Source organism: Actinophytocola sp., from assembly GCF_036402745.1.
Lineage (GTDB): Bacteria > Actinomycetota > Actinomycetes > Mycobacteriales > Pseudonocardiaceae > Actinophytocola.
The window spans coordinates 1-23,235 of sequence record NZ_DASWSJ010000311.1; the positions used below are offsets into that span (position 1 = coordinate 1).

The following is a 23,235-nucleotide window of genomic DNA, read 5'->3' on the forward strand; positions in this document are numbered from 1 at the left end:
CTGTGGCGGACCGTCCACTGTGACGTCGTGATCGTCAACCCGGCCACCGTGCCCGCCGAAGTCGGCGTCGGCGCGGAACACTAAGGCCTGTCTCGTAGATCATCGTGCGAAGTCCTGCACCGACCACCGGAACCCCAGGGGACCGTGACGACACCCAACCACCACCCACCCCCGACACCCACACCATCCGCCGGAACGCAACCCACACTTTAAATCCCGGGGAGGCGGACCAGCCGGGACCCAACGCACACTTTCAATCCCGGGGAGGCGGACGGGTCAGCCGGCCTGACGCTTGGCGGCGATCCGCGCCTGGACCTCCGGGCGGCGGAGCGGCGGCACGGTCGTCGGCGGCTGCTTGCGGGGTGGGAGCTCGCCGAGCAGGCGCGTCGTCACCGTGGCGATCTCCGCCACGGCGGCCTCGAACGGGGCGCGGGTGCTGTCGGTCAGCGACTGGACGCCGCTGACCTTGCGCACGAACTGGCGGGCGGCCGCCTCGATCTCCTCGGACGTCGCGGCCGGCTCCAGGCCGCGCAGCGGGGTGATGTTTCGACACATGGCCCCGAGCCTACGTGTCGCCGGACGGCTCAGACCGGCGGCAGGAAGCCCGGCACCCAGCCCGGATCCTCGGACTCGCCACACACCGCGCACGGCACCTCGACCATCCCGCCGGGCATCTTGTCCGCCCAGACCGTGCCGTTGCCGGGCAGGATCATCGGCCGGATGACGCCCTCGTCGCTCCGGTACTGGGTGACCTGACGGCAGCCGTGACACACCGTCCGGACGGTCGCTGACACCTCGTCCACGGACGGCAGCTTACGGCTCCCGCGCGTCCGCGGCCCGCCGACCGGCCGCGCCGGGACGGGTCCGCGGTCACCGCAGCGCCAGCTCGTCCACCACGTCGGTGAGCTTGTGCCGCCGCGCGAACACCTCGCGCTGCCGGTCCGCCCCGCCGCCCGACGCGCGCAGCGACGCCAGCCCGGCCGCGGCGAACGGCAGGTCGGCACCCAGCGCCGGGGTGACCAGCTCGAGCAGGTCGGCCAGCTGCCGGTGCACCGCCACCAGCGCACCGGTCACCGGGTGCAGGCTCTGCCCGCCCAGCCCGTCGTGCGACGCGCGCCAGAGGTTCGCCCGCAGCAGCGAGTCCGGCAGCGCGGGCGCGGGCACCCCGGCGTCGATCCGCTCGAGCGCGTGCGCGACCAAGCCGCGCACCAGCGTGGCCAGCAACGCTGCGTCACCGGCGGTGGCCGCGACGTCGGCGACCCGGAGCTCCAGCGTCGGCTGGTGCTCGGAGAGCCGGATGTCCCAGTAGACCATCCGTTTGTCGAGGATCGCCCCCGAGCGCAGCAGGGCGTCCACAGTGGACTCGTACGCGTCGAGCGAGGCGAACAGCGGCGGCGGGCCGGCCGACGGCCAGCGCGACCAGGTCTGGTACCGCCAGCTCGCGTACCCGGTGTCGAGCCCGTCGAACGGCGAGTTCGCGGTGACCGCCAGCAGCGCCGGCAGCCAGGGCCGCACGTGGTTGGCGACCTGCACCCCCAGCGCCCGGTCCGGCATGCCGATGTGCACGTGACACCCGCACGTGGCGCCGGCCCGGGCGGTCGCGCCGAAGTGCGCGGCCATTCGCTGGTAGCGCGCCTTGGGCGTGATCTCGGGCCGCTCGTCCTCGGCCAGCACCGGACACCCGCTCGGCAGCAGCCGCAGCCCCTGCTCCCGGGCGACCGACGCGAGCTCGGCACGCAACGTGGTCAGCTGGGTCAGGACCTCCTCGGGCGTCTCGCAGACCCCGGTCGCCGACTCGACCTGGCACAGGGTCAGCTCCGGCTCCAGCTCGCCCTGCGGGTCCCGCGCCGCGTGCGCGACCTCGGGACCCTGGCCCGACAGCCGCCCGTCGGCGTCCACCAGCAGGAACTCCTCCTCGACACCCACTGTCAACGGCACGCGCTTCTCGTACCCCGGCGCCGCCCCGGACAAACGCTGACGGAAAGTTGCCAAACTGATCGCCCATCTCGAAAATTTCCACCTCGATGGCCGATTGCCCGGTCCACATCGGAGCCGCACGCTGAGGAAGTCCGGCCTGCATCCGGACAACCAGAAACCGTGTGGAGGCAGCCCATGCGAATCATCCGACCAGCGTTGCTCGCGGTGCTCACCGCGGCACTCACCCTCGTCGGCCTGCAGCCCGCGCAGGCCGCCGCCGGCCCCTACGTCGCCCTCGGCGACTCCTACTCCTCCGGCGTCGGCACCCGCACCTACTACTCCGACAGCGGCTCCTGCTACCGCTCCGCGCAGGCCTACCCGGTGCTGGTGGCGCAACGGATCGGCGCGCCGCTGACGTTCGTGGCCTGCTCCGGAGCGCGGGTGCCCGACGTGCTCAACCAGCTCGGCGCGCTCAACTCGGGCACGGCCCTCGTGACCGTGTCGGTCGGCGGCAACGACGCCGGGTTCGCCGACGTGATCACCCAGTGCGCCAAGCCGTGGCCCTACACCTGCACGAACGAGATCAACAACGCCAACAACTACATCCGCAACACCCTGCCCGGCACCCTCGACAACCTCTACGCGCAGATCCGCTCGCGGGCACCCGGCGCGCGGGTCGTGGTCGTGGGCTACCCGCGGCTGTTCAACGGCCAGGAGTGCAACGCGTTCGCCCGGATCAGCCCGGCCGAGCAGTCGTCGCTGAACGCCACCGCCGACCTGCTCAGCTCGACGATCAGCGGCCGGGCCGCCGCACGCGGCTTCGGCTTCGTCGACGTCCGCTCGGCCTTCACCGGCCACGCGGTCTGTGACAGCGTCGAGTGGCTCAACGGCCTGTCCAACCCGGTCCTCGAGTCCTACCACCCCAACAGCACCGGCCAGTCCGCCGGTTACACCCCGCTGGTGCAGAGCCGGCTGACCGCCGCCGCGGTCGCGTCCTAACCATCCACGAGCAGGCCGCGCAGGGGTCCCTGCAGGCGGCCGGCCCGACGGGAGACGCCGGGCAGCAGCGTGAGCCGGTGGGTCCGCCGCTGCCCGTGCGCCTCCAGGCCGGCCTGCTCCTCGGCCGTCGGGCGCCAGATCCGGTCGACCACGTCGGCCGGGTCGGCGTCGACGTCGGCCGGCGGGCGCTGCAGGTGCTCGGCCCACAGCTTCAGCCTCGTCGCGCGGATCAGCTCGCGGTCGTCGGTGGCGACGTTGACCTCGGTGTCGTTGAACAGCGAGTGCTCGTTGAGGTTGGCCGAGCCGATCGTCATCCACTCGTCGTCCACGATGCCGACCTTGGCGTGCACGTAGACCGGCGCGCTCTCCGCGCCGTCGTGCGCGCTGATCGTCGCGGCGAGCAGCAGCCGCTCGCCGGTGGGGTCGGCCGCGTCGGCGGCGAGCATCCGGCCGAGCTGGCCGCGGGTCGTGTCCGCGCCGTTGGTGGGCTTGCGCGGCAGCACGAGCACGACGCGGAAGCGCGGATCCGGCGGGTCGCACAGCTTGTCGATCAGCACCTCGGCGATCTCGGGCGACCACAGGAACTGGTTCTCCAGGTAGACGAGCCGCCGCGCGGACCGCAAGGCACGCAGGTAGGAGTCGAGGATCGTGAACTCGCCCCGCGGGGCGAAGGCGTAGGTCCTGTCCGGCACCGTGCGCGGCAGCTGCACGTTCGTGTCGCCGGCCCGCTCGGGCACGGGCACCGGCGGCAGGTCCTCCTCGGCCACCTCGGTCCAGCGCTGCCGGAAGTGCTCGGCGACGTCGGCCACCACCGGCCCGCGCAGCCGGGCCACGACGTCGTGCCAGCCGAGCCGGCGGTCCGGCGGGTGCTCGACGCTGTCGTGCCGGTCGCCCTGCAGCGCGGTGAAGTCCATCCCGCCGACGAACGCGGTCGTGCCGTCGACGATCACCAGCTTCTCGTGGTGGCAGTGCATCGTGTGCTCGCGCGAGTCCAGCACGCAGCGCACCTTCGAGTCGCGGGCGAACGCCTCGTGCGCGGCATGCACGAGCTCGCGGGTCGGCTGGAACACCGGCACCGGCGGCCCGGCCCACAGCAGCAGCCGCACCGGGACCCGCTCGGCCGTCGCGCGCAGCAGCTCCCGCAGCGTCGCCGCGCCGGGCGTCCTGACCAGCCGGAAGTCCGGGCTCGCGTGCCAGTTCGCGATGTGCACGCTCTCCTTGGCGCCCTCGATGGCGGCCTGGATGACGGGCAGCGCCTCCTCGCCGTCGACCAGCACCTCCATCGAGTTGCCGGCCCGGACCGGCGCGCGGCCACCGAACCTGTCGCCCGCGCCGCCGGGCTCCAGGACGTCCCCCCAGCCGAGCCGCTGTAATCGGCGCCCGTGGTGTGCGCAGAGCACGTGCTCGAGTCCGTCGCCGAGCCGCTCGTCCAGCTTGTCCACGAGTGTTCGGAACGTGTTCACCTGTCCCATGGCACTACAGATCGGCGAAGATCGCCGAAGAAGGTGAGCTGACCTGTCCGGACTGGGCTATTGCGTTTAAAGGTGCAAGGATCGGGGTACGCGCCGGCTGCGGGTCCGGTCGGCCCTGCGAATCACCCCAGCGGAGGGCCATGGTGGCCAAGCAAAGACTGTCCGTCGACGTCCACGAAGACCTGAGATCCGGCATTCCCGCACCGCTCCTTCAACGCCAGGCACCGCGGCCCGGCGACAGGCTTCGAAGGGCGGTGGAAGCGGCGCTCGCCGAGCTTGCCGCGACCGACTCCCCCGACCACGGGACGCTGCGCCAGCTCGACGACCTCCTGGTCGGCGGACTGGCCTGGGCGGCGGCCACCGGGGACACCTGCCGCATCGAGTCCGCGGTGCACTCCGTGCGCACCGCACGCGTCCGGCTCGGCGCGCAAGACCCCGACGGGGCACGAAACGCCCTGCTCAGCGCCCGGGACGGGCTCGGCCGCTCGCTGCCGAGCCAGCACGACGCGCGCTGACCCGGTCGCGAATGGACGCTGAGCTTCGCGCGCTCGCCGGCGCGCACGGTGTCGCCACCTGGTACGAGGACACCGAACGCCGCCGGATCGAGGTCGCCGACGACATCGTGGTCGCCGTGCTCGCCCAACTCGGCGTCGACGCGGGAACCCCCGACACCGTCCACGCCGAGCTGACCGACGCCTTGCGCCGGCACGGCCACAGCACCGTGCCGGACCCGCTGGTGCTGCGGGCGGGCGAGTCCCCCGCGCTCGGCGTGCCCGGCGAGCTCACCCTCGAGGACGGCACGGTCCGCCCCGTGCGTGACCAGCTGCCGCCGGACCTGCCGCTGGGCTGGCACACGCTCACCATCGGCGAACGCCAGGTCACCGTGGTGGTCACGCCGCCGAAGCTGCCGCCGGTGCCGCCGGCGTGGGGCTGGATGGTGCAGGCCTACGCGCTGCGCTCGGCCGGCTCGTGGGGCATCGGCGACCTCGCCGACCTGCGCACGCTGGTCACCGGGTCGGCCCGGCTCGGCGCGGGCGTGCTGCTGGTCAACCCGGTGCAGGCGATCACCCCGGTCCCGCCGATCCAGCGCTCGCCGTACTCGCCGTCCAGCCGCCGCTTCGCCAACCCGCTCTACCTGCGGATCACCGAGACCGAGCCGTTCCGCCGGGCCTCCCCCGAGGTCCGGGCCGAGGTGGTCGCGCTCGCCCCGCCGCCCGGCACCGGGCTCATCGACTACGACGCCGTGTGGGCCGCGAAGCTCGCCGCGCTGGAGCGGCTGTGGCGGCACTCGCTGCCGTTGCCGCCCCCGCCGGAGGACCCCGCGCTGTGCGACTTCGCCACGTTCTGCGCGCTGGCCGAGCGGCACGGGCCGGACTGGCGGACGTGGCCCGCCGAGCTGCGCCACCCCCGCAGCGGCGCGGTCGAGGCCGCGCGCCGGGACAACCCGCGGGTCGCCTTCCACGCGTGGCTGCAGCGGCTGTGCCGCGAGCAGCTGGCGGGGGTGCGCGCGGCCGGCCGGGACGCGGGCATGGCCGTCGGGATCGTGCACGACCTGCCGGTCGGCGTCGACCCGGCGGGCGCGGACGCGTGGGCGCTGCAGGACGTGCTGGCCTCCGAGGTCACCGTCGGCGCGCCGCCGGACGCGTTCAGCCAGCAGGGCCAGGACTGGAACTTGCCGCCGTGGCGCCCGGATAGGTTGGCCGCGGCCGGGTACGCGCCTTTCCGTGACGTCATCCGCAGCGTGCTCGCCCATGCCGACGGGATCCGGGTCGACCACGTCATGGGGCTGTGGCGGCTGTGGTGGATCCCGCCGGGCCGGCCGGCGAGCGAGGGCACCTACGTCCACTACGACGCGAAGGCCCTGCTCGGCGTGCTCGCGCTGGAGGCGCACCGCGCGTCGGCGATCGTGGTCGGCGAGGACCTCGGCACCGTGTCCGACGAGGTGCGCACGGACCTGCGGGACCGCGGCGTGCTGAGCTCGGCGGTGCTGTGGTTCCAGCGGGACGAGGACGCGCCGGGTGAGCCGCTGCTGGCGCCGGGCCGCTGGCCGACCGAGGCGATGGCGAGCATCTCCACCCACGACCTGCCGACCGCGGCCGGCTTCCTGCGCGGCGAGCACGTGCGGGTCCGGGCCGAGCGCGGCATGCTCGCCGACCCGGAGGCCGAGCGGGCGCGGGCGGCGGCCGACCGCGAGGAGCTCCTGGCCGAGCTCGCCGAGCACGGCCTGCTGCCGGCCGACCCGAGCGAGACCGACCTCGTCGCCGCGCTGCACGCGCTGCTCGCGACGTCGGCCAGCAGGCTGCTGCTGACCTCGCCGCAGGACGCGCTCGGCGTGGTGGACCAGCCCAACCTTCCCGGCACCGTCGACCAGTACCCCAACTGGCGGATCCCCCTTCCGGTGGCGGTGGACGAGTTGCTGGAGCACCCCGTAGTCGTCCGGGCGATCGCGTACCTGCGCGCTGCCCGACCGGGGACCGACGCCGTGACTCGATCGGCTGGTCCCGCCGCGCAGCCGCTCAATCGGCGGTAGCACTGTCGGTGCCGACCCTTAACGTTGTTGATGAACTGCTTCGACCCCGCCCCACCGAGGAGCACGTGTGCAGGCCTGGCCAGGTTCCCCCTACCCGCTCGGCGCCACCTATGACGGCGCCGGCACCAACTTCGCGCTGTTCTCGGAGGTGGCGGAGCGGGTCGAGCTGTGCCTGTTCGACGCGTCGGGCGCCGAGACCCGCATCCTCCTGCCCGAGGTCGACGGCTTCGTGTGGCACGGCTACGTGCCCGGGGTAGGACCGGGCCAGCAGTACGGCTTCCGCGTGCACGGGCCCTACGACCCGCCGCGCGGCGTGCGCTGCAACCCCAACAAGCTGCTGCTCGACCCATACGCCAAGGCGGTCACCGGCGAGGTCGACTGGGACGAGTCGGTGTTCGGCTACCCGTTCGGCAAGCCCGACGAGCGCAACGACGCCGACTCCGCCGAGCACACCATCCGCGGCGTGGTCATCAACCCGTTCTTCGACTGGGCCACCGACCGCCCGCCCAACACGCCCTACAACGAGTCGGTCGTCTACGAGACGCACGTGCGCGGCATGACCATGCGACACCCGGACATCCCCGAGGAGATGCGCGGCACCTACTCCGGGCTCGCGCACCCGGTGATCATCGACTACCTCATCGACCTCGGCGTCACCGCGATCGAGCTCATGCCGGTCCACCAGTTCCTCCACGACCACGGGCTCACCGAGCGCGGCCTGCGCAACTACTGGGGCTACAACACCGTCGCCTACCTCGCCCCGCACGCCGGCTACGCGGCCGACAACCTCATGCCTGGCAACCAGGTCCAGGAGTTCAAGGCGATGGTGCGGGCCATGCACGAGGCCGGCATCGAGGTCATCCTCGACGTCGTCTACAACCACACCGCGGAGGGCAACCACCTCGGGCCCACGCTCTCCATGCGCGGCATCGACAACGAGGCGTACTACCGGCTGGTCGAGGACGACAAGCGGTACTACACGGACTACACGGGCACCGGCAACTCGCTCAACGTACGCAGCCCGCACACCCTGCAGCTCATCATGGACTCGCTGCGTTACTGGGTCACCGAGATGCGGGTCGACGGGTTCCGCTTCGACCTCGCGGCCACGCTGGCCCGCGAGTTCTACGACGTCGACCGGCTGTCCACGTTCTTCGACCTCGTGCAGCAGGACCCGATCATCAGCCAGGTCAAGCTCATCGCCGAGCCGTGGGACGTCGGGCCCGGTGGCTACCAGGTGGGCAACTTCCCTCCACTGTGGACGGAATGGAACGGCAAGTACCGCGACACCGTGCGCGACTTCTGGCGCGGCGAGCCGGCCACGCTCGGCGAGTTCGCCTCGCGCATCACCGGCTCGTCCGACCTCTACCAGGACGACGGCCGGCGCCCGTACGCGTCGATCAACTTCGTCACCGCACACGACGGCTTCACGCTCAACGACCTGGTGTCCTACAACGAGAAGCACAACGAGGCCAACGGCGAGGACAACCGCGACGGCGCCGACGACAACCGGTCGTGGAACTGCGGCGCCGAGGGCCCCACCGACGACGAGAAGATCAACGACCTGCGGGCCAGGCAGCGCCGCAACCTGCTGGCCACGCTGCTGCTGTCGCAGGGCGTGCCCATGCTCGTACACGGCGACGAGCTCGGCCGCACCCAGCAGGGCAACAACAACGGCTACTGCCAGGACACCGAGCTGTCGTGGGTCGACTGGTCGCTGCAGGAGCGCAACGGCGACCTGGTGGAGTTCACCAGCGCGGTCATCGAGCTGCGGCACAACCACCCGGTGTTCCGCAGGCGCCGGTTCTTCGCCGGCCGCCCCATCCGCAAGGGCGACGAGCTGCGTGACATCGCGTGGTTCACCCCCGCCGGCGAGGAGATGTCCGAGCAGGACTGGGAGTCCGGCTTCGGCCGCAGCATCATGGTCTTCCTCAACGGCGACGCGATAGGCGACCTCGACCGCCGCGGCGAACGCGTCCGCGACGACTCGTTCCTGATGTGCTTCAACGCCCACGACGACGACATCGAGATGACGATGCCCGACGCCGACTACGGCAGCGAGTGGACGGTCATCGTCGACACCTTCACGGGCGAGGTCTACGCCGAGTCCGGCGGGGGCGTGGTGGTAGGCGTGGTAGCCGGCGACAACCCCACCGGAGCCCGCACGATCCAAGCAGGCCACCCGGTCAACGTCGCCTCCCGCTCCCTCCTGGTCCTGCAGCGCACCGGAGCCCCAGCATGACCGGGCGGTCGCCGACAGCGGAGGCCCCGGCATGACCGTGCCCAGCTCCACCTACCGGGTCCAGGTCCGCCCCGACTTCGACCTCGACGCCACCGCCGACCTCGTGTCCTATGTAGACCGGCTCGGCGTCGGCGCCGTCTACACCTCCCCGCTCCTGGCCGCGGCGCCCGGGTCCACGCACGGCTACGACGTCGTCGACCCCACCAAGGCCAACCCCGAGCTCGGCGGCGAGCAGGCCCGCCTGCGCCTCGTCGCCGCGGCCCGCGAAGCCGGGCTCGGGCTCGTCGTCGACCTCGTGCCCAACCACATGTCCGTCGAGGTCCCCGCGGCCAACCCGTGGTGGTGGGACGTCCTCCAGCACGGCCCCGAGTCGCGCTACGCCCATTACTTCGACGTCGACTTCGCCCGCGGCCCGATCCTCCTCCCGGTGCTGGGCGACGAGGGCCGGCTGGAGATCAAGGGCGACCGCCTCACCTACTACGACCACGAGTTCCCCATCGCCCCAGGGACCGGCACCGGCGAGGGCACCGCCGACCAGGTCCACGAGCGCCAGCACTACCGGCTCGTCCACTGGAAGCGCGGCAACGCCGAGCTCACCTACCGCCGCTTCTTCGACGTCACCAGCCTCGCCGCGGTCCGCGTCGAGCTCCCCGACGTCTTCGCCGCCACCCACGCCGAGGTCCTGCGCTGGGTCGCCAACGGCGAGGTCACCGGCCTGCGCATCGACCACCCCGACGGCCTCGCCGACCCGGGCGGCTACGTCCGCCGGCTGCGCGAGCACACCGACGGCTGGCTCGTCGTCGAGAAGATCCTCGCGGCGGGCGAGGAGCTGCCCGCGTCCTGGCCGGTCCACGGCACCACCGGCTACGACAGCCTGCGCCAGGTCGGCGGCGTGTTCGTCGACCCGGCCGGCGAGGCGCCGCTCACCGAGCTCGCGGCCAAGTTCGGCGGCATCGACTTCCACGCCGAGGAGGAGCGCAGCCGCCGGCTCATCACCGGGCGCTCGCTCGTCGCCGAGATGCGCCGCATCGCCGCGCTGGTGCCCGGCGTCCCCGCCGACGTGGCGCGGCGGGCGGTCGCCGAGCTCATGGTCGCCTTCCCGGTCTACCGCTCGTACCTGCCGGAGGGGTTCGACCACTGGTCGGCCGCCGTGCGCCGGGCCCGCCGCCCGGAGCTGGCCGAGGCCGTCGACGCCATCGACCGCACGGTCCGCGCCCACCCGCGGGGCGAGCTGGCCACCCGCATCCAGCAGACCTCCGGCATGGTCGTGGCCAAGGGCGACGAGGACACCGCGTTCTACCGGTACCCGCGGCTCACCGCGCTCAACGAGGTCGGCGGCGCGCCCGACCGGTTCGGCGTGCCGGTGGCCGAGTTCCACGCGGGGGCGGCCGCCCGCGAGGCGGGTTGGCCGGCCGGCATGACCACGCTGTCCACCCACGACACCAAGCGCTCCGAGGACGTCCGCGCCCGGCTCGCGGTGCTGGCCGAGCTGCCGGCCGAGTTCGCCGACGCGGTCGGCCGGTGGTCGGCCCGCCGCGGGCTGCCCGAGCCCACGCTCGAGCTGCTCGCGTGGCAGACGCTGGTCGGCGCGTGGCCGATCACGCCGGAGCGCCTGGCCGCCTACCTCGACAAGGCGGCGAAGGAGGCCAAGGTCCGCACGTCGTGGGTCGACCACGACGAGGAGTTCGAGAAGGCCGTCAACGCGTGGCCGGCCGCGGTGCTCGACGACCCCGGCCTGGCCGACGACGTCGCCGCGTTCGTCGAGCGGGTCCGCATGCCCGGCTGGTCCAACGCGCTCGGCCAGAAGCTCGTCCAGCTGGCCGGCCCCGGCGTGCCCGACGTCTACCAGGGCAGCGAGCTGTGGGACCTGTCGCTGGTCGACCCGGACAACCGCCGCCCGGTCGACTACCAGCTCCGCGCCGAGCTCCTGGCCCGCCTCGAGCAGGGCCGGCTCCCCGACGTCGACGACACCGGCGCCGCCAAGCTCCACGTCGTCCGCACGGTCCTGCGCCTGCGCCGCACCGCGCCCCACCTGTTCACCGGCTACCGCCCGCTGCACGCCGACGGCCCCGCGGCCGCCCACGCGCTGGCGTTCATGCGCAGCCCCGATCTGGTCGCGGTCGCCACCCGCCTCCCGGTGGGCCTGGCCCGCACCGGCTGGCTCGACACGGTGCTCGCGCTCCCCGCCGGCGCGGGCACGTGGACCGACCTGCTCACCGGCCGCGAGGTCGCCCCCACCGCCGCGCTCGGCGAGCTGCTCACCCGCTACCCCGTCGCCCTCCTCCGCCGGGAGGCACCGTGACCCGGGGCGACGAGCACTTCGCCGTCTGGGCCCCGCACCGCGACCGGGTCCGGCTGGCGCTCGGCCCCACCAGCCACGAGATGCGGCGCGACGACGGCGGCTGGTGGCACGCCGAGGTCCCCGGCACCGGCGACGGCACCGACTACGCGTTCCTGCTCGACGACGACGAGACGCCGCTGCCCGACCCGCGCTCGCAGTGGCAGCCGGCCGGCGTGCACGGGCCGTCGCGGCGCTACTCGCACGACGCGTTCACCTGGACCGACCAGCACTGGACCGGCCGCCGGCTCGCGGGCAGCGTCGTCTACGAGCTCCACGTCGGCACGTTCACCGAGCACGGCACGTTCAACGCCGCGCTCGAGCACCTCGACCACCTCGTCGACCTCGGCGTCGACTTCGTGGAAGTCATGCCGGTCAACGCCTTCGACGGCACCGCGGGCTGGGGCTACGACGGCGTGGGGTGGGGCGCGGTCCACGAGCCCTACGGCGGGCCCAGCGCGTTCAAGCGGTTCGTCGACGCGTGCCACGCGCGCGGCCTCGGCGTGCTGCTCGACGTCGTCTACAACCACCTCGGCCCGTCCGGCGCCTACCTCGACCGGTTCGGCCCGTACTTCGCCGGCCGCACCATCTGGGGCCCCGCGCTCAACCTCGACGGCCCCGACTCCGACGAGGTCCGCCGCTACGTGCTCGACAACGCGCTGTGCTGGCTGCGGCACTACCACCTCGACGGCCTGCGCCTCGACGCCGTGCACGCGCTGGTCGACAAGGGCGCCACGCACCTGCTGGAGCAGCTGGCCACCGAAGTCGACGCGCTCTCGGCGGGGCTGCGCCGGCCGCTGCACCTCATCGCGGAGTCCGACCTCAACGACCCCAAGCTGGTCACGTCCCGCGACGCCGGCGGCTACGGCCTGGAGGCCCAGTGGTGCGACGACCTGCACCACGCGTTGCACGTCGCGCTCACCGGCGAGACCGACGGCTACTACCTCGACTTCGCCGCCCCCGGCGCGCTGGCCACCACCCTGCGGCAGGCGTTCTTCCACGCCGGCACGTGGTCGTCGTTCCGTGCCCGCACCCACGGCCGCCCGGTCGACGTCCGGCGCACCTCCGGCCACCGGTTCCTCGTCTACCTGCAGAACCACGACCAGATCGGCAACCGCGCCCAGGGCGACCGGATGACCGCCACCATCTCGCCGGCCCGCATGCTCTGCGGCGCGGCGATCGTCTTCTGCTCGCCGTACACGCCGATGCTCTTCATGGGCGAGGAGTGGGCGGCCAGCTCTCCGTGGCAGTTCTTCGCGTCCTTCGAGGACCCGTCGCTCGCCGCGGCCGTACGCGACGGCCGCCGCAAGGAGTTCGCCGAGCACGGCTGGGGCGAGTCCGAGGTCCCCGACCCCATGGACGTCGGCACGGTCATCCGCTCCACGCTGCCGTGGGCCGAGCTCCACGACCCGGCCCACCGCGCGGTCTACGACACCTACCGGGCCCTCATCGCGCTCCGCCGCACCCACCCGGAGCTGGCCGACCCCAGGCTGGACCAGTTCAAGGTCGACTCGGTGGACGGCTGCCTGATCCTCCACCGCGGCGACCGCCGGGTCATCGTGAACCTGTCCCCCACGGACGCGAAGATCCTCCTGGACCGCCCACCCGGCGAGATCCTCCTGGCCTCGGCGCAACCCGAGATCACCGGCACCCACCTCCGAGTTCCACCCGAGTCCTTCGCGATCGTGTGATGGCGCCGACCCAGCCCGAATGCCCGGACCCGTCGTCGTGGCCGTCGGCACCTTCACCGGCCGACCCCACCGGTGTCTGCGAGCATGGCTGGGTACACCGAGCATGGCAGAGCACCCAGCCGCACGAAGGGGAGTCATGGACGACAAGGAGATCTCGTCCCGCATCGACGAGCTGATCGACGAGGAGCACCAGCTCGAGCGCAGCGGCGAGCCGGACCCGACGCGGCTCAAGGCCCTCGAGGTCGAGCTCGACCGGTGCTGGGACCTGCTGCGCCAGCGCCGCGCCCGCCGCTCGGCCGGCGAGAACCCGGACGAGGCCGAGGTCAGGCCGCCGGACGTGGTGGAGGGCTATCTGCAGTGAGCAGCGGTCGGGTGGCGCTGCGCACGGTCGTCATCACCGGCACCGCCAGCAGCGCGCCGACGATCCCGCCCAGCTCCGCCCCCACCGTCACGCCGAGGATCACCGCCACCGGGTGAAGCTGCACCGCGCGGCTCATCAGCAGCGGCTCGAACACGTTGCCCTCGAGCTGCTGCACCACGATCACGACCGCCGTCACGATCAGCGCCACCACGAACCCCTGGCTGACCAGCGCCACGAGCACCGCCACGATCCCGGTCACGAACGCGCCGATCACCGGCACGAACGCGCCGAGGAACACCAGCCCGGCGAGCGGCAGCACCAGCGGCACGCCGGTGAGCCACAGCCCGAGCCCGATGCCGACCGCGTCGATCAGCGCCACCACCAGCGTCGTCCGCACGTATGACGTCAGGGCGGCGAACGCGTGCGCGCCGGCCGCGTGGACCTGGTCGCGGGAGGACTCGGGCAGCGGCCGGATCAGCCCGCGCCACAGCCGCGGCCCGTCGTAGACGAAGAAGATCAGCAGGAACAGCGCGAGCGCGAGGCCGGCGAGGATCGTCCCGGCGGTGGACAGCACACCCCACACCCCCGACACCAGCCCGGCCCGGTTCGTCGCGAGCCAGTCCTTGCCCTCGTTGATCATGCTGTCGAGCTGGCCCGGGCTGAGCCCGAACGTGGTCAGCCAGTTCCGCAGCTCGCCGACGCTCTGGTTGAGCCGCGCGCCGAGGTCCGGCAGGCCGTTGACCACCGAGGTGACCATGAACAGCAGCAGCCCGCCGAGAACGCCGATCCCGCCGAGCAGCACGACGAGCGTCGCGAGCCCGCGGTGCACGCCGTGCTTGGTCAGGAACACGACGCCCGGCACGAACAGCGCGGCGAGCAGGATGGCGATCGCCACGGGCACCGCCACGAACGCGAGCCTGCCGAGCACCTGGCCCGCCACCCACACGGTCGCCGCGATGATCAGGAACTGCGAGCAGCGGACGGCGATCCGACCCATCCGCCCGGACCGCCAGCTCCCGGTGTCTCGCACACTGTCCGAGGAGGACCGGGCCGCGGGAGTCTCGCTCATCCCACGAACATTAGCCCGAAACCTCCCGGTTCAAACCCCGGCAGGCGGCTCAGGGACAGCGGCTCAGGTGGACAGTGCGGCGATGGCGGCCACGACCATGTCCCAGAACCGGCCGGTGTCCAGACCGACGGCGACGTCGGCGTTCGGCGGGCGGCCGGTGCGCCGGTAGAGGTCGACGACGGTCGCGCCGCGGGTGAAGGTTCCGGTGAGCTCGATGTCGAGGCGGGTGCGGGTGGTCTCGACCACGCCGGGCTCGGCGAGCAGTGCCACCGCGACCGGGTCGTGCAGCGGCGGCGCGGGGAAGCCCCAGATGTCGCGGTAGGTGCTGGCGAAGAAGCCGAGCAGCTCGACGCAGACCCGGGCGAGCGGGCTGCCGATGGCGGTGATCCGCTGCTGGACGTCCGCGTCGGCGAGGGCCTGGTGGGTGACGTTCAGGCCGCACATGGTGACCGGGATTCCGCTGTGCAGCACGATGTCCGCGGCCTCGGGGTCGGCGTAGACGTTGAACTCGGCGTAGGGCGTGACGTTGCCCTGCCCGGTGCTGCCGCCCATGAACACGACCCGGTCGATCCTCCCGGCGACGTCCGGCGCGGCGAGCAGCAGCGCGGCGACGTTGGTCAGCGGCCCGGTGGCGACGACGGTCACCGGCTCGGGCCGTGCGCGCAGCAGGTCACGCACGTATCCGATGCCGTCGGTGCTGGTGACCGGGGTGACCGGCGGGCCGAGCCGTGGACCGTCCAACCCGGACTCCCCGTGCACGTCGCCGGCGACGACCTGGTTGCCGCGCAAGGGTTCCGCCCGCCCGGCGACGACCGGCACGTTCCTGATGCCGGCCACGTCGCAGATCCGCTGGGCGTTGCGGGTGGTCTTGTCGAGCGTCTGGTTGCCGGCCACGGTGCTGATCGCGAGCAGCCGCAGCGCCGGGTGGGCGGCGGCGAGCATGATCGCCAGTGCGTCGTCGTGTCCCGGGTCGCAGTCCAGGACGATCGGCGTGGCCATCCGCCGAGTATGCCGGCCGGCGGTACGGTCGCGGGATGAAGGTGCTGGTGTTCGGCGCGACCGGGATGGTCGGCCAGGGCGTGGTCCGGGAGTGCCTGCTGGCGCCGGACGTCGGTGCGGTGGTGGCGGTCGGCCGCAGCGCCACCGGCGTCGAGGACCCCAAGTTCCACGAGGTGGTGCGGTCGGACCTGACGGACCTGGCCGACGTCGCCGAGCTGTCCGGAGTGGACGCGTGCTTCTTCTGCCTCGGCGTGCCGTCGGCCCGCATGAGCGAAGCGGACTACACGAGGATCACCTACGAGCTCACGATGTCTGTCGCCGGCGCGGTCGCCGCGCGGAACCCGTCGGCGGTGTTCGGGTACGTGTCGGGTCAGGGCGCGGACAGCACCGAGAAGGGCCGGGTCATGTGGGCCCGGGTACGCGGGCGGACGGAGAACGCGCTGCTGGCGGGCCCGCTGGACGCGTACATCCTGCGGCCGGGCTACATCCAGCCCCTGCACGGCGCGCGATCGAAGGTGACGCTGTACCGGACGCTGTACCGGGTGACGTCGCTGCTGTACCCGCTGCTGCGGCTGCTGGCCCGCGACCACATCACGACGACGGAGACGATCGGCCGGGCGATGCTCGCGCTCGCCCGCGGCCGCGGCGGTGACACCCGGATCCTGAACAGCCCGGAGATGAACGCCCTGGCCCGCTGACCACGCACGCGCGGCCGCGGTCACCCGTTGATCGACGGCGTGCGCGGCGCCGCGTGGCAGCGATCGCCACCTGAACCGCCGACCGGCGGCACGTGCATGTCCGCGCCCCGGCGGGCCCAGCAGCTGACCGGCTCTGGCCACGCTGCCGCGGCGCCGGAACCCCAGCGCGGCCGCGGTCAGCCGTTGATCGGGGGCAGGATCGCGCGGGCCTCGTCGTGGCGTAGGCCGGTGGCCTGAAGCAGGTCGACGGCGACCGAGCGCAGCTGCGCGGCCACGACCTGGGCCGAGAAGCCGCTGTGCGCGAGGCTGTCGGTGTCGACCGTCGAGGCCGCCTCGCGGAGGGCCTCGCGGGTGGCGGTCGGGTCGTCGCCGAGCTCGTCGGCGAGGAGCTGGGTGGCGGCGGCGAGCGCGCGCAGGCCCTCGGGCAGCGTGGGTGGGACGGGCTCGTCGTCGGTGAGCGCGGAGCGGACGCGGCGGAGGAGGACACGGCAGTTGCGCAGCGCGTGGTCGAGCGGCTCGGCGGCGTCCACATAGGACCGCAGGAGGTGGCGCTGGCGGCGGTGCAGCGGTGAGATGGCGATGATCTCGCGGGCGGTGCGCAGCGCGTTGCGGTAGTCGTCGATGGGTTGCTGGGTGCGGATGCGGCGCAGGGCGCGGGCGGCGAGGTCGCGGTCGCGGGTCTCGAGGGCGTCGGCGGCGCTGGTGAGGGCGGTGGTGAGCTCGGCGATCATCTGCCGGGCGTGCTTGCGGGCGATCTCAGGTGGGTTGCCGGGCAGCACGGCGATGGCGGCGAGGCCGAGGATGCCCCCGATGAGCGCGTCGAGCATGCGGTCGATGCCGCCGGTGCCGCCGGGCGGGAGCAGCGTCGCGACGAGGACCGCGGAGGATCCGGCTTGCAGCGTGACGAGCGGCCCTCCGTCGAGGAGGACGGCCGCGGCCATGGCGAGCCCGAGGACGAGCGCGATCTGCCAGGGCCCGGTGCCGATGCGGGAGACGAGCAGGTCCCCGACCCCGATGCCGACACTGACGCCGGCGACCAGCTCGACGACCCGCCGCAGCCGCTGCTGCCCGAGCCCGACCCCGATACAGATGACGACGGCGACGGGCGCGAAGAAGGGGCGGGGGTGCTGAAACACGGCGGTGGCCACGAGCCAGGCGAGCGCCGCGGCGACCGCGCACTGAAGGATGGGCAGCGCCATGCGGCGCAGCAGGAGCACCCGCTGCCGCACCGCCGCCCGAACCCGCGCCCGACTCACCCGCACGGGAAGCCAGGCTAGTGAACGACCGCCGACCCCGCGCGACCCCGCGCGACCCGGCCCGGCAAGCCCCGGCACGACCCGGCGAGGCGAGGCGCGGCAAGCCCCGGCAAGGCCCGGCCCGGCAAGGCGAGGCGCGGCAAGCCCCGGCAAGGCCCGGCCCGGCAAGGCGAGGCGCGGCAAGCCCCGGCAAGGCCCGGCCCGGCAAGGCCCGGCGCGGCAAGGCCCGGCCCGGCAAGGCCCGGCCCGGCGAGGCGCGGCGCGGCCCGGCGAGGCGCGGCGCGGCCGTGGCCCAGCGCGGCGCGGTGCGGCCGTGGCCCAGCGCGGCCCGGCGCGGCAAGGCCCGGCACGGCGAGGCGCGGCCGTGGCCCAGCGCGGCGCGGCCGTGGCCGTGGCCTCCGGCGGACCGGAGGCCAGGCCGCCTCCGGCGCGCCGGAGGCCCAGTGGCCGTCAGGCTGGGCCCACTGCCACCAGGGCTCGGTGGTGGGTCGGCTTCTCGATCTCGTCCAGGATCGCTGCCGCTACGTCGGCGTAGGCGAACCGCGGGGCGGTGGGATCGGCGGGCAGCGCGTGGGTGCCGCCGACGCGGTAGGTGCCCGTGGCGGGCGCGTCCGGGTCCAGGAGCGTGGGCGGCGGGGCCAGCACCACCCAGTCGAGGTCCGTCGCCTGGAGGATGTGCAGCTCTGCCACGTGGCCCAGGGTGAACTCGCGCGCCGGCGCCGGGAAGTCCGGGGCCTCGTACAGCGGGACGCCCGAGGCGTCCAACAACACGGTGCCCACGCCGATCGCGACCAGGCGCGGGACGCCGGCGCGCACGAGGCCGTCGACCAGGGCTTGGGTCGCCGCCGCGTAGAAGGTCGTGGACGGCAGGTCCAGGCGGGCCGCGGCGTTGACGACCACGTCGTGGCCGGCGGCCAGGGTCGCGACGTCGTCGGGGTTCGTGACGTCGCCTGCCACCACCGGCAGCGACGGGTAGCGGTGGGGATCTCGGACGACCGCGGTCACCTCATGACCTCGGGCCAGCGCTTCGGTGACCACGCGGCGGCCGGCGCGCCCGCCGGCGCCGAAGACGACGATCTTGCTCATTGGCTGTGCCTCCTCAACAGAACGACGAGCGCACGGTAGGAGGCCGGACCACGGTTTCCGCAACGATAGTGTGCGTACGCTGGACATCGTGTCCGAGCCACTCGACCCCGACCTGTTCACAAACTGCCTCACCGAGCCGCTCCCCATGCGCGTCGGCGACAAGTGGACCGCCAAGATCATCACCTGCCTGCGGGACGGGCCGCGCCGGTTCTCCGAGCTCGCCGTCCCGCTCCGGGGCATCACCGCCAAGGTCCTCACCGAGTCGCTGCGCGGGCTCGAGCGCGACGGCATGCTCACCCGCACCGTCCACGACGAACTGCCGCCGCGCGTCACCTACGAGCTCACCCCGCTCGGCCACACCCTGTTCGAACCCATGGCCGCCCAGTGCGCGTGGACCCGCGCGCACCTCGCCGAGCTGCGCCGGGCCCGCGAGGACTACGCCGCTCGCTAATCAGCGACCGCACCGGCCCGGACTTAGACTCGGTTCGTAGGGAAATCGTCATGACGATAGGTCGCGTGCCATGGCCGCGCGGCTGGTCTGCGAGGAACCATGCGCCACGAACAAGACCCGGACAGAACCCGCCTCGACCCGTTCCCCGCCGCCGACCCGCCGACGATGCGGAACCAGGCGGTGTCCCGGACCCCGGAGCCACCGCCGGTGTCCGCGGCCCGCACCACCGGCCCGTACGAGGACGAGATCGTCGAGGAAGGCGTCACCAACCCCGACTACCGGCGGATTCGCACGGTCGGCGTCGTCTGCACGATCATCAACGTGGTCACCGCGGCGTTCGCCGTCGTGCTCGCCGTGCACATCGTGCTGGTGCTCGGCAACGCGAACATGGCCAACGGCTTCGCATCCTTTGTGGACAGCTGGGCCGCCGGTGTCCGGTTGGGACTCAACGGGCTCTTCACCCCCGCCAGCGCCAAACTGGCCACGCTGTTCAACGAGGGCCTCGCGGCCATCCTGTGGCTGGTGATCGGCGGCGTGCTCACCTACCTGATCCGCCGCTTCGCGCTGCCCGGCCCGCGCCGGGTGCAGCGCTACCGCCGCGTGGTTCGCTAGTGTCCCGCGCAGGACGCTAGCTCAACACCTTCGCCGCGACCGCGAGGTCGGCCACCAGCTCCTGATAGGCAGCCTCGCGGTCCTTGGCGCGCAGCACCGCCGACGGGTGCACGGTGGCCAGCGCGCGCTCGGGCCGGTCGGGCATCGACACGACCTTGCCGCGCTCCTTGGTCACCCGGAAGTCCTGGCCCAGCAACGACTTCGCGGCGATCGCGCCCAGGCACACCACCAGCTCCGGCCGCACCAGGTCCAGCTCGGCGTCGAGCCAGGGCCGGCACGCGACGACCTCGGTGCGCGAGGGTGTCTTGTGGATGCGCCGCTTGCTCCGTTCGGCCGGCACGAACTTGAAGTGCTTCACCGCGTTGGTGAGATACACCTGCGAGCGGTCGATCCCGACCTCCTCCAGCACGCGGTCGAGCAGCCGCCCGGCGGGCCCGACGAACGGCTCGCCCTTGCGGTCCTCCTGGTCGCCCGGCACCTCGCCGACGATCACCATGCGGGCATCGGCCGGGCCGGCGCCGAAGACGGTCTGGGTCGCGTCCTTGTACAGGTCACAGCCCCGACAGCGAGCGGCCGCGGCGCGCAGGCCGTCGAGGTCGGCCTCCGCGGGCACGAAGCGTTCTGCACCCATTGCCACTGACTACCCGGCCCTGACCTGGTCAAACGTCGATCGAGTTTCGCACTCGGGGCCCGGGGGTAGCCGCACCACCTCACCGAGAGGAGGTGGACGCCCATGCAGCGGGAGAGCGACGTACACGGCCCACGGCAGGACGACAACCTCAAGCACGAGCTGGACGGCATGCTCCACGCCAACGGCCCCAGCAGGGCCGAGGACTGGCGCCAGCCGGAGCTGCCGGACGAGGACGACCCGCCCCTGCGGGAGGACCCGGAGCAGGGTTGATCGGGTGCCCATCGGGTACGCCCGGGACAGGGCCACGTCGCACCCGGGAGCAGACGCGGTCCCAGATCCCGCGAGTTGAACACCCAGCTGGCGGGATCGTCTCTCGGCGGTCGGGCCCCCGGCTCGACCGCCGAGCGTCTAGTGAGCGAGCAGCGTGAGTCCCAACGCGACAGCGCCGGGAAGTGCCTGCACGATGAGGATCCGCGGGTTCGCGGTGACCGCGCCGTAGACGCCGGCAACCACCACGCACGCGGTGAAGAACACGGTGACCGGGAAGCCCACGGTGCCGTCCGGGCCGCCCTCGACCAAGCCGAACACCAGCCCGGCGGCGAGGAAACCGTTGTACAGTCCCTGGTTCGCCGCGAGCGGTGCGCTGGACTCGGCCACCTCGGCGGTGGTGCCGAAGATCGCGCGCACCCGCGGCGTGCGCCACAGGAACATCTCCAGCACCAGGATGTACACGTGCAGCACAGCCACCAGGCCGACCATGATCGCGGCCGCGATGTCCAAACCGGCGTCCAACCCGGACCTCCTACTCGGCGGCGGGCTGTTGCTCGCCTTCCTTCTGCTGCTCCTCCGGCACCCTCAGCGGCCGCAGCATCGTCCACAGCGTGAACAACGCGGCGACCACCAGCATCCCGAGCCCGGCCCACAGGTTGATGTTGATCCCGGCGGACTTGTCGATCTCGTCGGCGCTGGTGAAGGCGAGGCCGAGCACGGTGGTGACCAGACCGTACACGCCGAGCAGCAGCGCGATGATCAGCCGGACGTCGAACGCGGCCGCCCGGCGGCGGGTGTGCGGTGTCGAGCTCATCCGACCCTCCTAGAAGATGAAGTTCAGCGCGATGGTGACGACGAGGACGATGCCGGCGAGCAGGCCCGGGTTGCGGTACCAGCCGGCGTCGTCGCCGGTGGTCTCGTGCTGCCGGTCCTCCTTGGGGGTCAACGAGTACACGAGCCCGGCGAGCTCCTCGGCCGGCTTGGGCCTGGTGGCGTAGGAGACCGCGACGCTGACCACGATGTCGACGACGAACGCCGCCCCCGCCCCGACGAACGCGCCACCCTGGCCGGGCAGCGTCCAGACGCCCGTCTTGGTGAGCACGAACACGGCGATCGCCGACAGGGTGCCGCTGACCAGGCCGATCCAGCCGGCGGCCGGCGTCATGCGGCGCCAGAACATGCCGAGGATGAACGTGGCGAACAGCGGCGCGTTGAAGAACGAGAACAGCTGCTGCAGGTAGTCCATCAGGTTGGCGTAGGTGGACGCGATGAACGCGGTGCCGATGGCGAGCACCGTGGCGATGCCGGTGATCACCCGGCCGACGCGCAGGTAGTAGCCGTCCGGCCGGTCCTTCCTGAGGTAGGACTGCCAGATGTCGTAGGTGAAGACGGTGTTGAACGAGCTGAGGTTGGCCGCCATGCCGGCCATGAACGAGGCGAGCAGGCCGGCGATCGCAATGCCGAGCATGCCGTTGGGCAGCAGGTCGCGCATGAGCAGCAGCAGCGCGTCGTTGAAGGTGGCGCCGCTGGGTGCGCTGCCGCCGGCCATCAGCGCGGCCTTGTTCTCGCCCTGCAGCTCGGTGACCGCGACGCCGGCGATCATGCCCGGGATGATCACGATGAACGGGATCAGCATCTTCGGGAACGCGCCGATGATGGGCGTGCGCCGGGCGGCGGACATGCTCTTGGCCGCCATCGCGCGCTGCACCTCGACGAAGTTGGTGGTCCAGTAGCCGAAGGACAGCACGAAGCCGAGGCCGAACACCAGGCCGAGGATGGACAGGAAGTTGTTCCCGAACCCCGTGAGCTGGTTGCCCGGCCAGCTGTTCACCTGCTCGGGGCCGCCCGGCCCGGCCGAGACCTTGTCGACGAGCCCTTGCCAGCCGCCGACCTTGTACAGCCCGACGATCGTGAGCGGCAGCAGCGCCGCGACGATCACCATGAACTGCAGCACCTCGTTGTAGATGGCCGCGGACAGCCCGCCCAGCGCGGTGTAGCTGAGCACGATGGCGGCCGCGACGATGACCGACACCCAGATCGGCCAGCCCAGCAGCAGGTTGACCACGCTGGCGAGCAGGAACAGGTTGGCGCCGGCGATCAGCACCTGGGCGGTGGCGAAGCTGATGGCGTTGACCAGGTGCGCGGGCTTTCCGAAGCGGCGCCGCATGAACTCGGGCACGCTGCGGACCTTGGAGCCGTAGTAGAACGGCATCATCACGATGCCGAGGAACAGCATCGCCGGCACCGCGCCGATCCAGAAGTAGTGCGCGGTGGGCATGCCGTACTCGGCGCCGTTGGCCGACATGCCCATCACCTCGATGGCGCCGAGGTTGGCCGAGATGAACGCGAGCCCGGTGACCCAGGCGGGCAGGGAACGCCCGGACAGGAAGAAGTCCAGGCTCGTCGACACCCGCCGTCTCGCGGCATAGCCGATGCCGATGACCAGGACGAAGTAGAGCGCCAGCAACACGTAGTCCACCGGGTGGGCGTCAATCCGCAGGTTCGCATCGGCCAGAACGGTCAACCCGGGCACCTCCTCCAGTCAGACCCCCCGGACTAAAGCAAACACCAGAACGAGCCCCGTCGCTCGACGAGATCATCCACAGGCGCGCC

Annotated in this window: 23 protein-coding genes; 11 read left to right on the top strand and 12 right to left on the bottom strand. The window is 72.6% G+C overall.

Annotated features, from left to right (window positions below; all coding sequences use genetic code 11):
* Nucleotides 1-276 precede the first annotated feature (276 nt).
* From VGD70_RS29065 to VGD70_RS29075, 3 genes are all read right to left on the bottom strand, one after another.
* Nucleotides 277-555, bottom strand: coding sequence for a DUF2277 domain-containing protein (locus VGD70_RS29065; protein WP_331086918.1), 279 nt, complete (start codon nucleotides 553-555; stop codon nucleotides 277-279).
* 29 nt (nucleotides 556-584) lie between these two features.
* Nucleotides 585-803: a hypothetical protein gene (locus VGD70_RS29070; RefSeq protein ID WP_331086920.1), complete on the bottom strand. Its 219-nt coding sequence runs from the start codon at nucleotides 801-803 to the stop codon at nucleotides 585-587.
* 67 nt (nucleotides 804-870) lie between these two features.
* Nucleotides 871-1,938, bottom strand: coding sequence for a glutamate--cysteine ligase (locus tag VGD70_RS29075; protein WP_331086922.1), 1,068 nt, complete (start codon nucleotides 1,936-1,938; stop codon nucleotides 871-873).
* Between the two features lie 174 nt (nucleotides 1,939-2,112).
* Between VGD70_RS29075 and VGD70_RS29080 the strand changes: the two genes are divergently transcribed.
* Nucleotides 2,113-2,916: an SGNH/GDSL hydrolase family protein gene (locus tag VGD70_RS29080; RefSeq protein WP_331086924.1), complete on the top strand. Its 804-nt coding sequence runs from the start codon at nucleotides 2,113-2,115 to the stop codon at nucleotides 2,914-2,916.
* On the opposite strand, the gene VGD70_RS29085 is transcribed toward VGD70_RS29080, so the two are convergent.
* Nucleotides 2,913-4,379 carry a phospholipase D family protein gene (locus VGD70_RS29085; RefSeq protein WP_331086925.1) on the bottom strand — a complete coding sequence of 489 codons (1,467 nt, stop codon included), beginning with the start codon at nucleotides 4,377-4,379 and terminating at the stop codon, nucleotides 2,913-2,915. The genes VGD70_RS29080 and VGD70_RS29085 overlap by 4 nt on opposite strands.
* Nucleotides 4,380-4,642: 263 nt before the next feature.
* Here VGD70_RS29085 and VGD70_RS29090 point away from each other — a divergent pair, with 263 nt between their 5' ends.
* The 6 genes from VGD70_RS29090 to VGD70_RS29115 all read left to right on the top strand — a co-directional run bounded on the left by VGD70_RS29090 (nucleotide 4,643) and on the right by VGD70_RS29115 (nucleotide 13,550).
* Entirely contained in the window at nucleotides 4,643-4,903 is a 261-nt protein-coding gene (locus tag VGD70_RS29090; RefSeq protein WP_331086927.1) for a hypothetical protein, read from the top strand.
* A gap of 11 nt (nucleotides 4,904-4,914) precedes the next feature.
* Nucleotides 4,915-6,918, top strand: a complete 2,004-nt coding sequence (malQ, locus tag VGD70_RS29095; protein WP_331086929.1) for a 4-alpha-glucanotransferase — start codon at nucleotides 4,915-4,917, stop codon at nucleotides 6,916-6,918.
* Nucleotides 6,919-6,985: 67 nt separating this feature from the next.
* Nucleotides 6,986-9,160, top strand: coding sequence for a glycogen debranching protein GlgX (glgX, locus tag VGD70_RS29100; RefSeq protein WP_331086931.1), 2,175 nt, complete (start codon nucleotides 6,986-6,988; stop codon nucleotides 9,158-9,160).
* Between the two features lie 31 nt (nucleotides 9,161-9,191).
* Nucleotides 9,192-11,462, top strand: coding sequence for a malto-oligosyltrehalose synthase (treY, locus tag VGD70_RS29105; protein WP_331086933.1), 2,271 nt, complete (start codon nucleotides 9,192-9,194; stop codon nucleotides 11,460-11,462).
* A complete protein-coding gene (gene treZ / locus VGD70_RS29110) occupies nucleotides 11,459-13,189 on the top strand; it encodes a malto-oligosyltrehalose trehalohydrolase (protein WP_331086935.1) in 1,731 nt (576 codons plus the stop codon). The genes treY and treZ overlap by 4 nt, the downstream gene beginning before the upstream one ends.
* A gap of 136 nt (nucleotides 13,190-13,325) precedes the next feature.
* The gene (locus tag VGD70_RS29115; RefSeq protein ID WP_331086937.1) at nucleotides 13,326-13,550 is read left to right on the top strand and encodes a DUF2630 family protein; all 225 of its coding nucleotides are present in this window, start codon (nucleotides 13,326-13,328) and stop codon (nucleotides 13,548-13,550) included.
* Here the strand turns inward: VGD70_RS29115 and VGD70_RS29120 are convergent.
* Together VGD70_RS29120 and VGD70_RS29125 are read right to left on the bottom strand one after the other, a co-directional pair.
* Nucleotides 13,513-14,619, bottom strand: coding sequence for an AI-2E family transporter (locus tag VGD70_RS29120; RefSeq protein ID WP_331086939.1), 1,107 nt, complete (start codon nucleotides 14,617-14,619; stop codon nucleotides 13,513-13,515). The two genes, VGD70_RS29115 and VGD70_RS29120, sit on opposite strands and share 38 nt — an antisense overlap.
* 63 nt (nucleotides 14,620-14,682) lie before the next feature.
* Nucleotides 14,683-15,618, bottom strand: coding sequence for a nucleoside hydrolase (locus VGD70_RS29125; protein WP_331086940.1), 936 nt, complete (start codon nucleotides 15,616-15,618; stop codon nucleotides 14,683-14,685).
* Between the two features lie 35 nt (nucleotides 15,619-15,653).
* On the opposite strand from VGD70_RS29125, the gene VGD70_RS29130 reads away from it, so the two are divergent.
* Complete coding sequence (locus tag VGD70_RS29130) at nucleotides 15,654-16,316, top strand: NAD(P)H-binding protein (RefSeq protein WP_331086942.1); 663 nt, start codon at nucleotides 15,654-15,656, stop codon at nucleotides 16,314-16,316.
* 176 nt (nucleotides 16,317-16,492) lie between these two features.
* On the opposite strand, the gene VGD70_RS29135 is transcribed toward VGD70_RS29130, so the two are convergent.
* Both VGD70_RS29135 and VGD70_RS29140 read right to left on the bottom strand, forming a co-directional pair.
* Nucleotides 16,493-17,578, bottom strand: coding sequence for an FUSC family protein (locus VGD70_RS29135; protein ID WP_331086944.1), 1,086 nt, complete (start codon nucleotides 17,576-17,578; stop codon nucleotides 16,493-16,495).
* Nucleotides 17,579-18,022: 444 nt separating this feature from the next.
* The gene (locus tag VGD70_RS29140) at nucleotides 18,023-18,658 is read right to left on the bottom strand and encodes an NAD(P)-dependent oxidoreductase (protein WP_331086946.1); all 636 of its coding nucleotides are present in this window, start codon (nucleotides 18,656-18,658) and stop codon (nucleotides 18,023-18,025) included.
* 88 nt (nucleotides 18,659-18,746) lie between these two features.
* On the opposite strand from VGD70_RS29140, the gene VGD70_RS29145 reads away from it, so the two are divergent.
* Together VGD70_RS29145 and VGD70_RS29150 are read left to right on the top strand one after the other, a co-directional pair.
* On the top strand, nucleotides 18,747-19,109 hold the full coding sequence (locus VGD70_RS29145; RefSeq protein WP_331086948.1) for a helix-turn-helix domain-containing protein: 363 nt from the start codon (nucleotides 18,747-18,749) through the stop codon (nucleotides 19,107-19,109).
* Nucleotides 19,110-19,208: 99 nt separating this feature from the next.
* On the top strand, nucleotides 19,209-19,721 hold the full coding sequence (locus tag VGD70_RS29150; protein WP_331086950.1) for a hypothetical protein: 513 nt from the start codon (nucleotides 19,209-19,211) through the stop codon (nucleotides 19,719-19,721).
* Between the two features lie 16 nt (nucleotides 19,722-19,737).
* Here VGD70_RS29150 and VGD70_RS29155 read toward each other — a convergent pair whose 3' ends face one another.
* Complete coding sequence (locus VGD70_RS29155) at nucleotides 19,738-20,352, bottom strand: UdgX family uracil-DNA binding protein (RefSeq protein ID WP_331086951.1); 615 nt, start codon at nucleotides 20,350-20,352, stop codon at nucleotides 19,738-19,740.
* A 102-nt stretch (nucleotides 20,353-20,454) separates the two neighbouring features.
* Here VGD70_RS29155 and VGD70_RS29160 point away from each other — a divergent pair, with 102 nt between their 5' ends.
* Nucleotides 20,455-20,622 (top strand): hypothetical protein, encoded by a 168-nt coding sequence (locus VGD70_RS29160; protein WP_331086953.1) that lies wholly within the window; start codon nucleotides 20,455-20,457, stop codon nucleotides 20,620-20,622.
* Nucleotides 20,623-20,760: 138 nt separating this feature from the next.
* On the opposite strand, the gene VGD70_RS29165 is transcribed toward VGD70_RS29160, so the two are convergent.
* The 3 genes from VGD70_RS29165 to VGD70_RS29175 are packed head-to-tail and all read right to left on the bottom strand — an operon-like array spanning nucleotide 20,761 to nucleotide 23,146.
* A complete protein-coding gene (locus tag VGD70_RS29165; protein WP_331086958.1) occupies nucleotides 20,761-21,132 on the bottom strand; it encodes a DUF1304 domain-containing protein in 372 nt (123 codons plus the stop codon).
* Between the two features lie 22 nt (nucleotides 21,133-21,154).
* Nucleotides 21,155-21,436: a hypothetical protein gene (locus VGD70_RS29170; protein ID WP_331086954.1), complete on the bottom strand. Its 282-nt coding sequence runs from the start codon at nucleotides 21,434-21,436 to the stop codon at nucleotides 21,155-21,157.
* A 9-nt stretch (nucleotides 21,437-21,445) separates the two neighbouring features.
* Nucleotides 21,446-23,146, bottom strand: a complete 1,701-nt coding sequence (locus VGD70_RS29175; RefSeq protein WP_331086956.1) for a sodium:solute symporter family protein — start codon at nucleotides 23,144-23,146, stop codon at nucleotides 21,446-21,448.
* Between the last annotated feature and the right edge of the window lie 89 nt (nucleotides 23,147-23,235).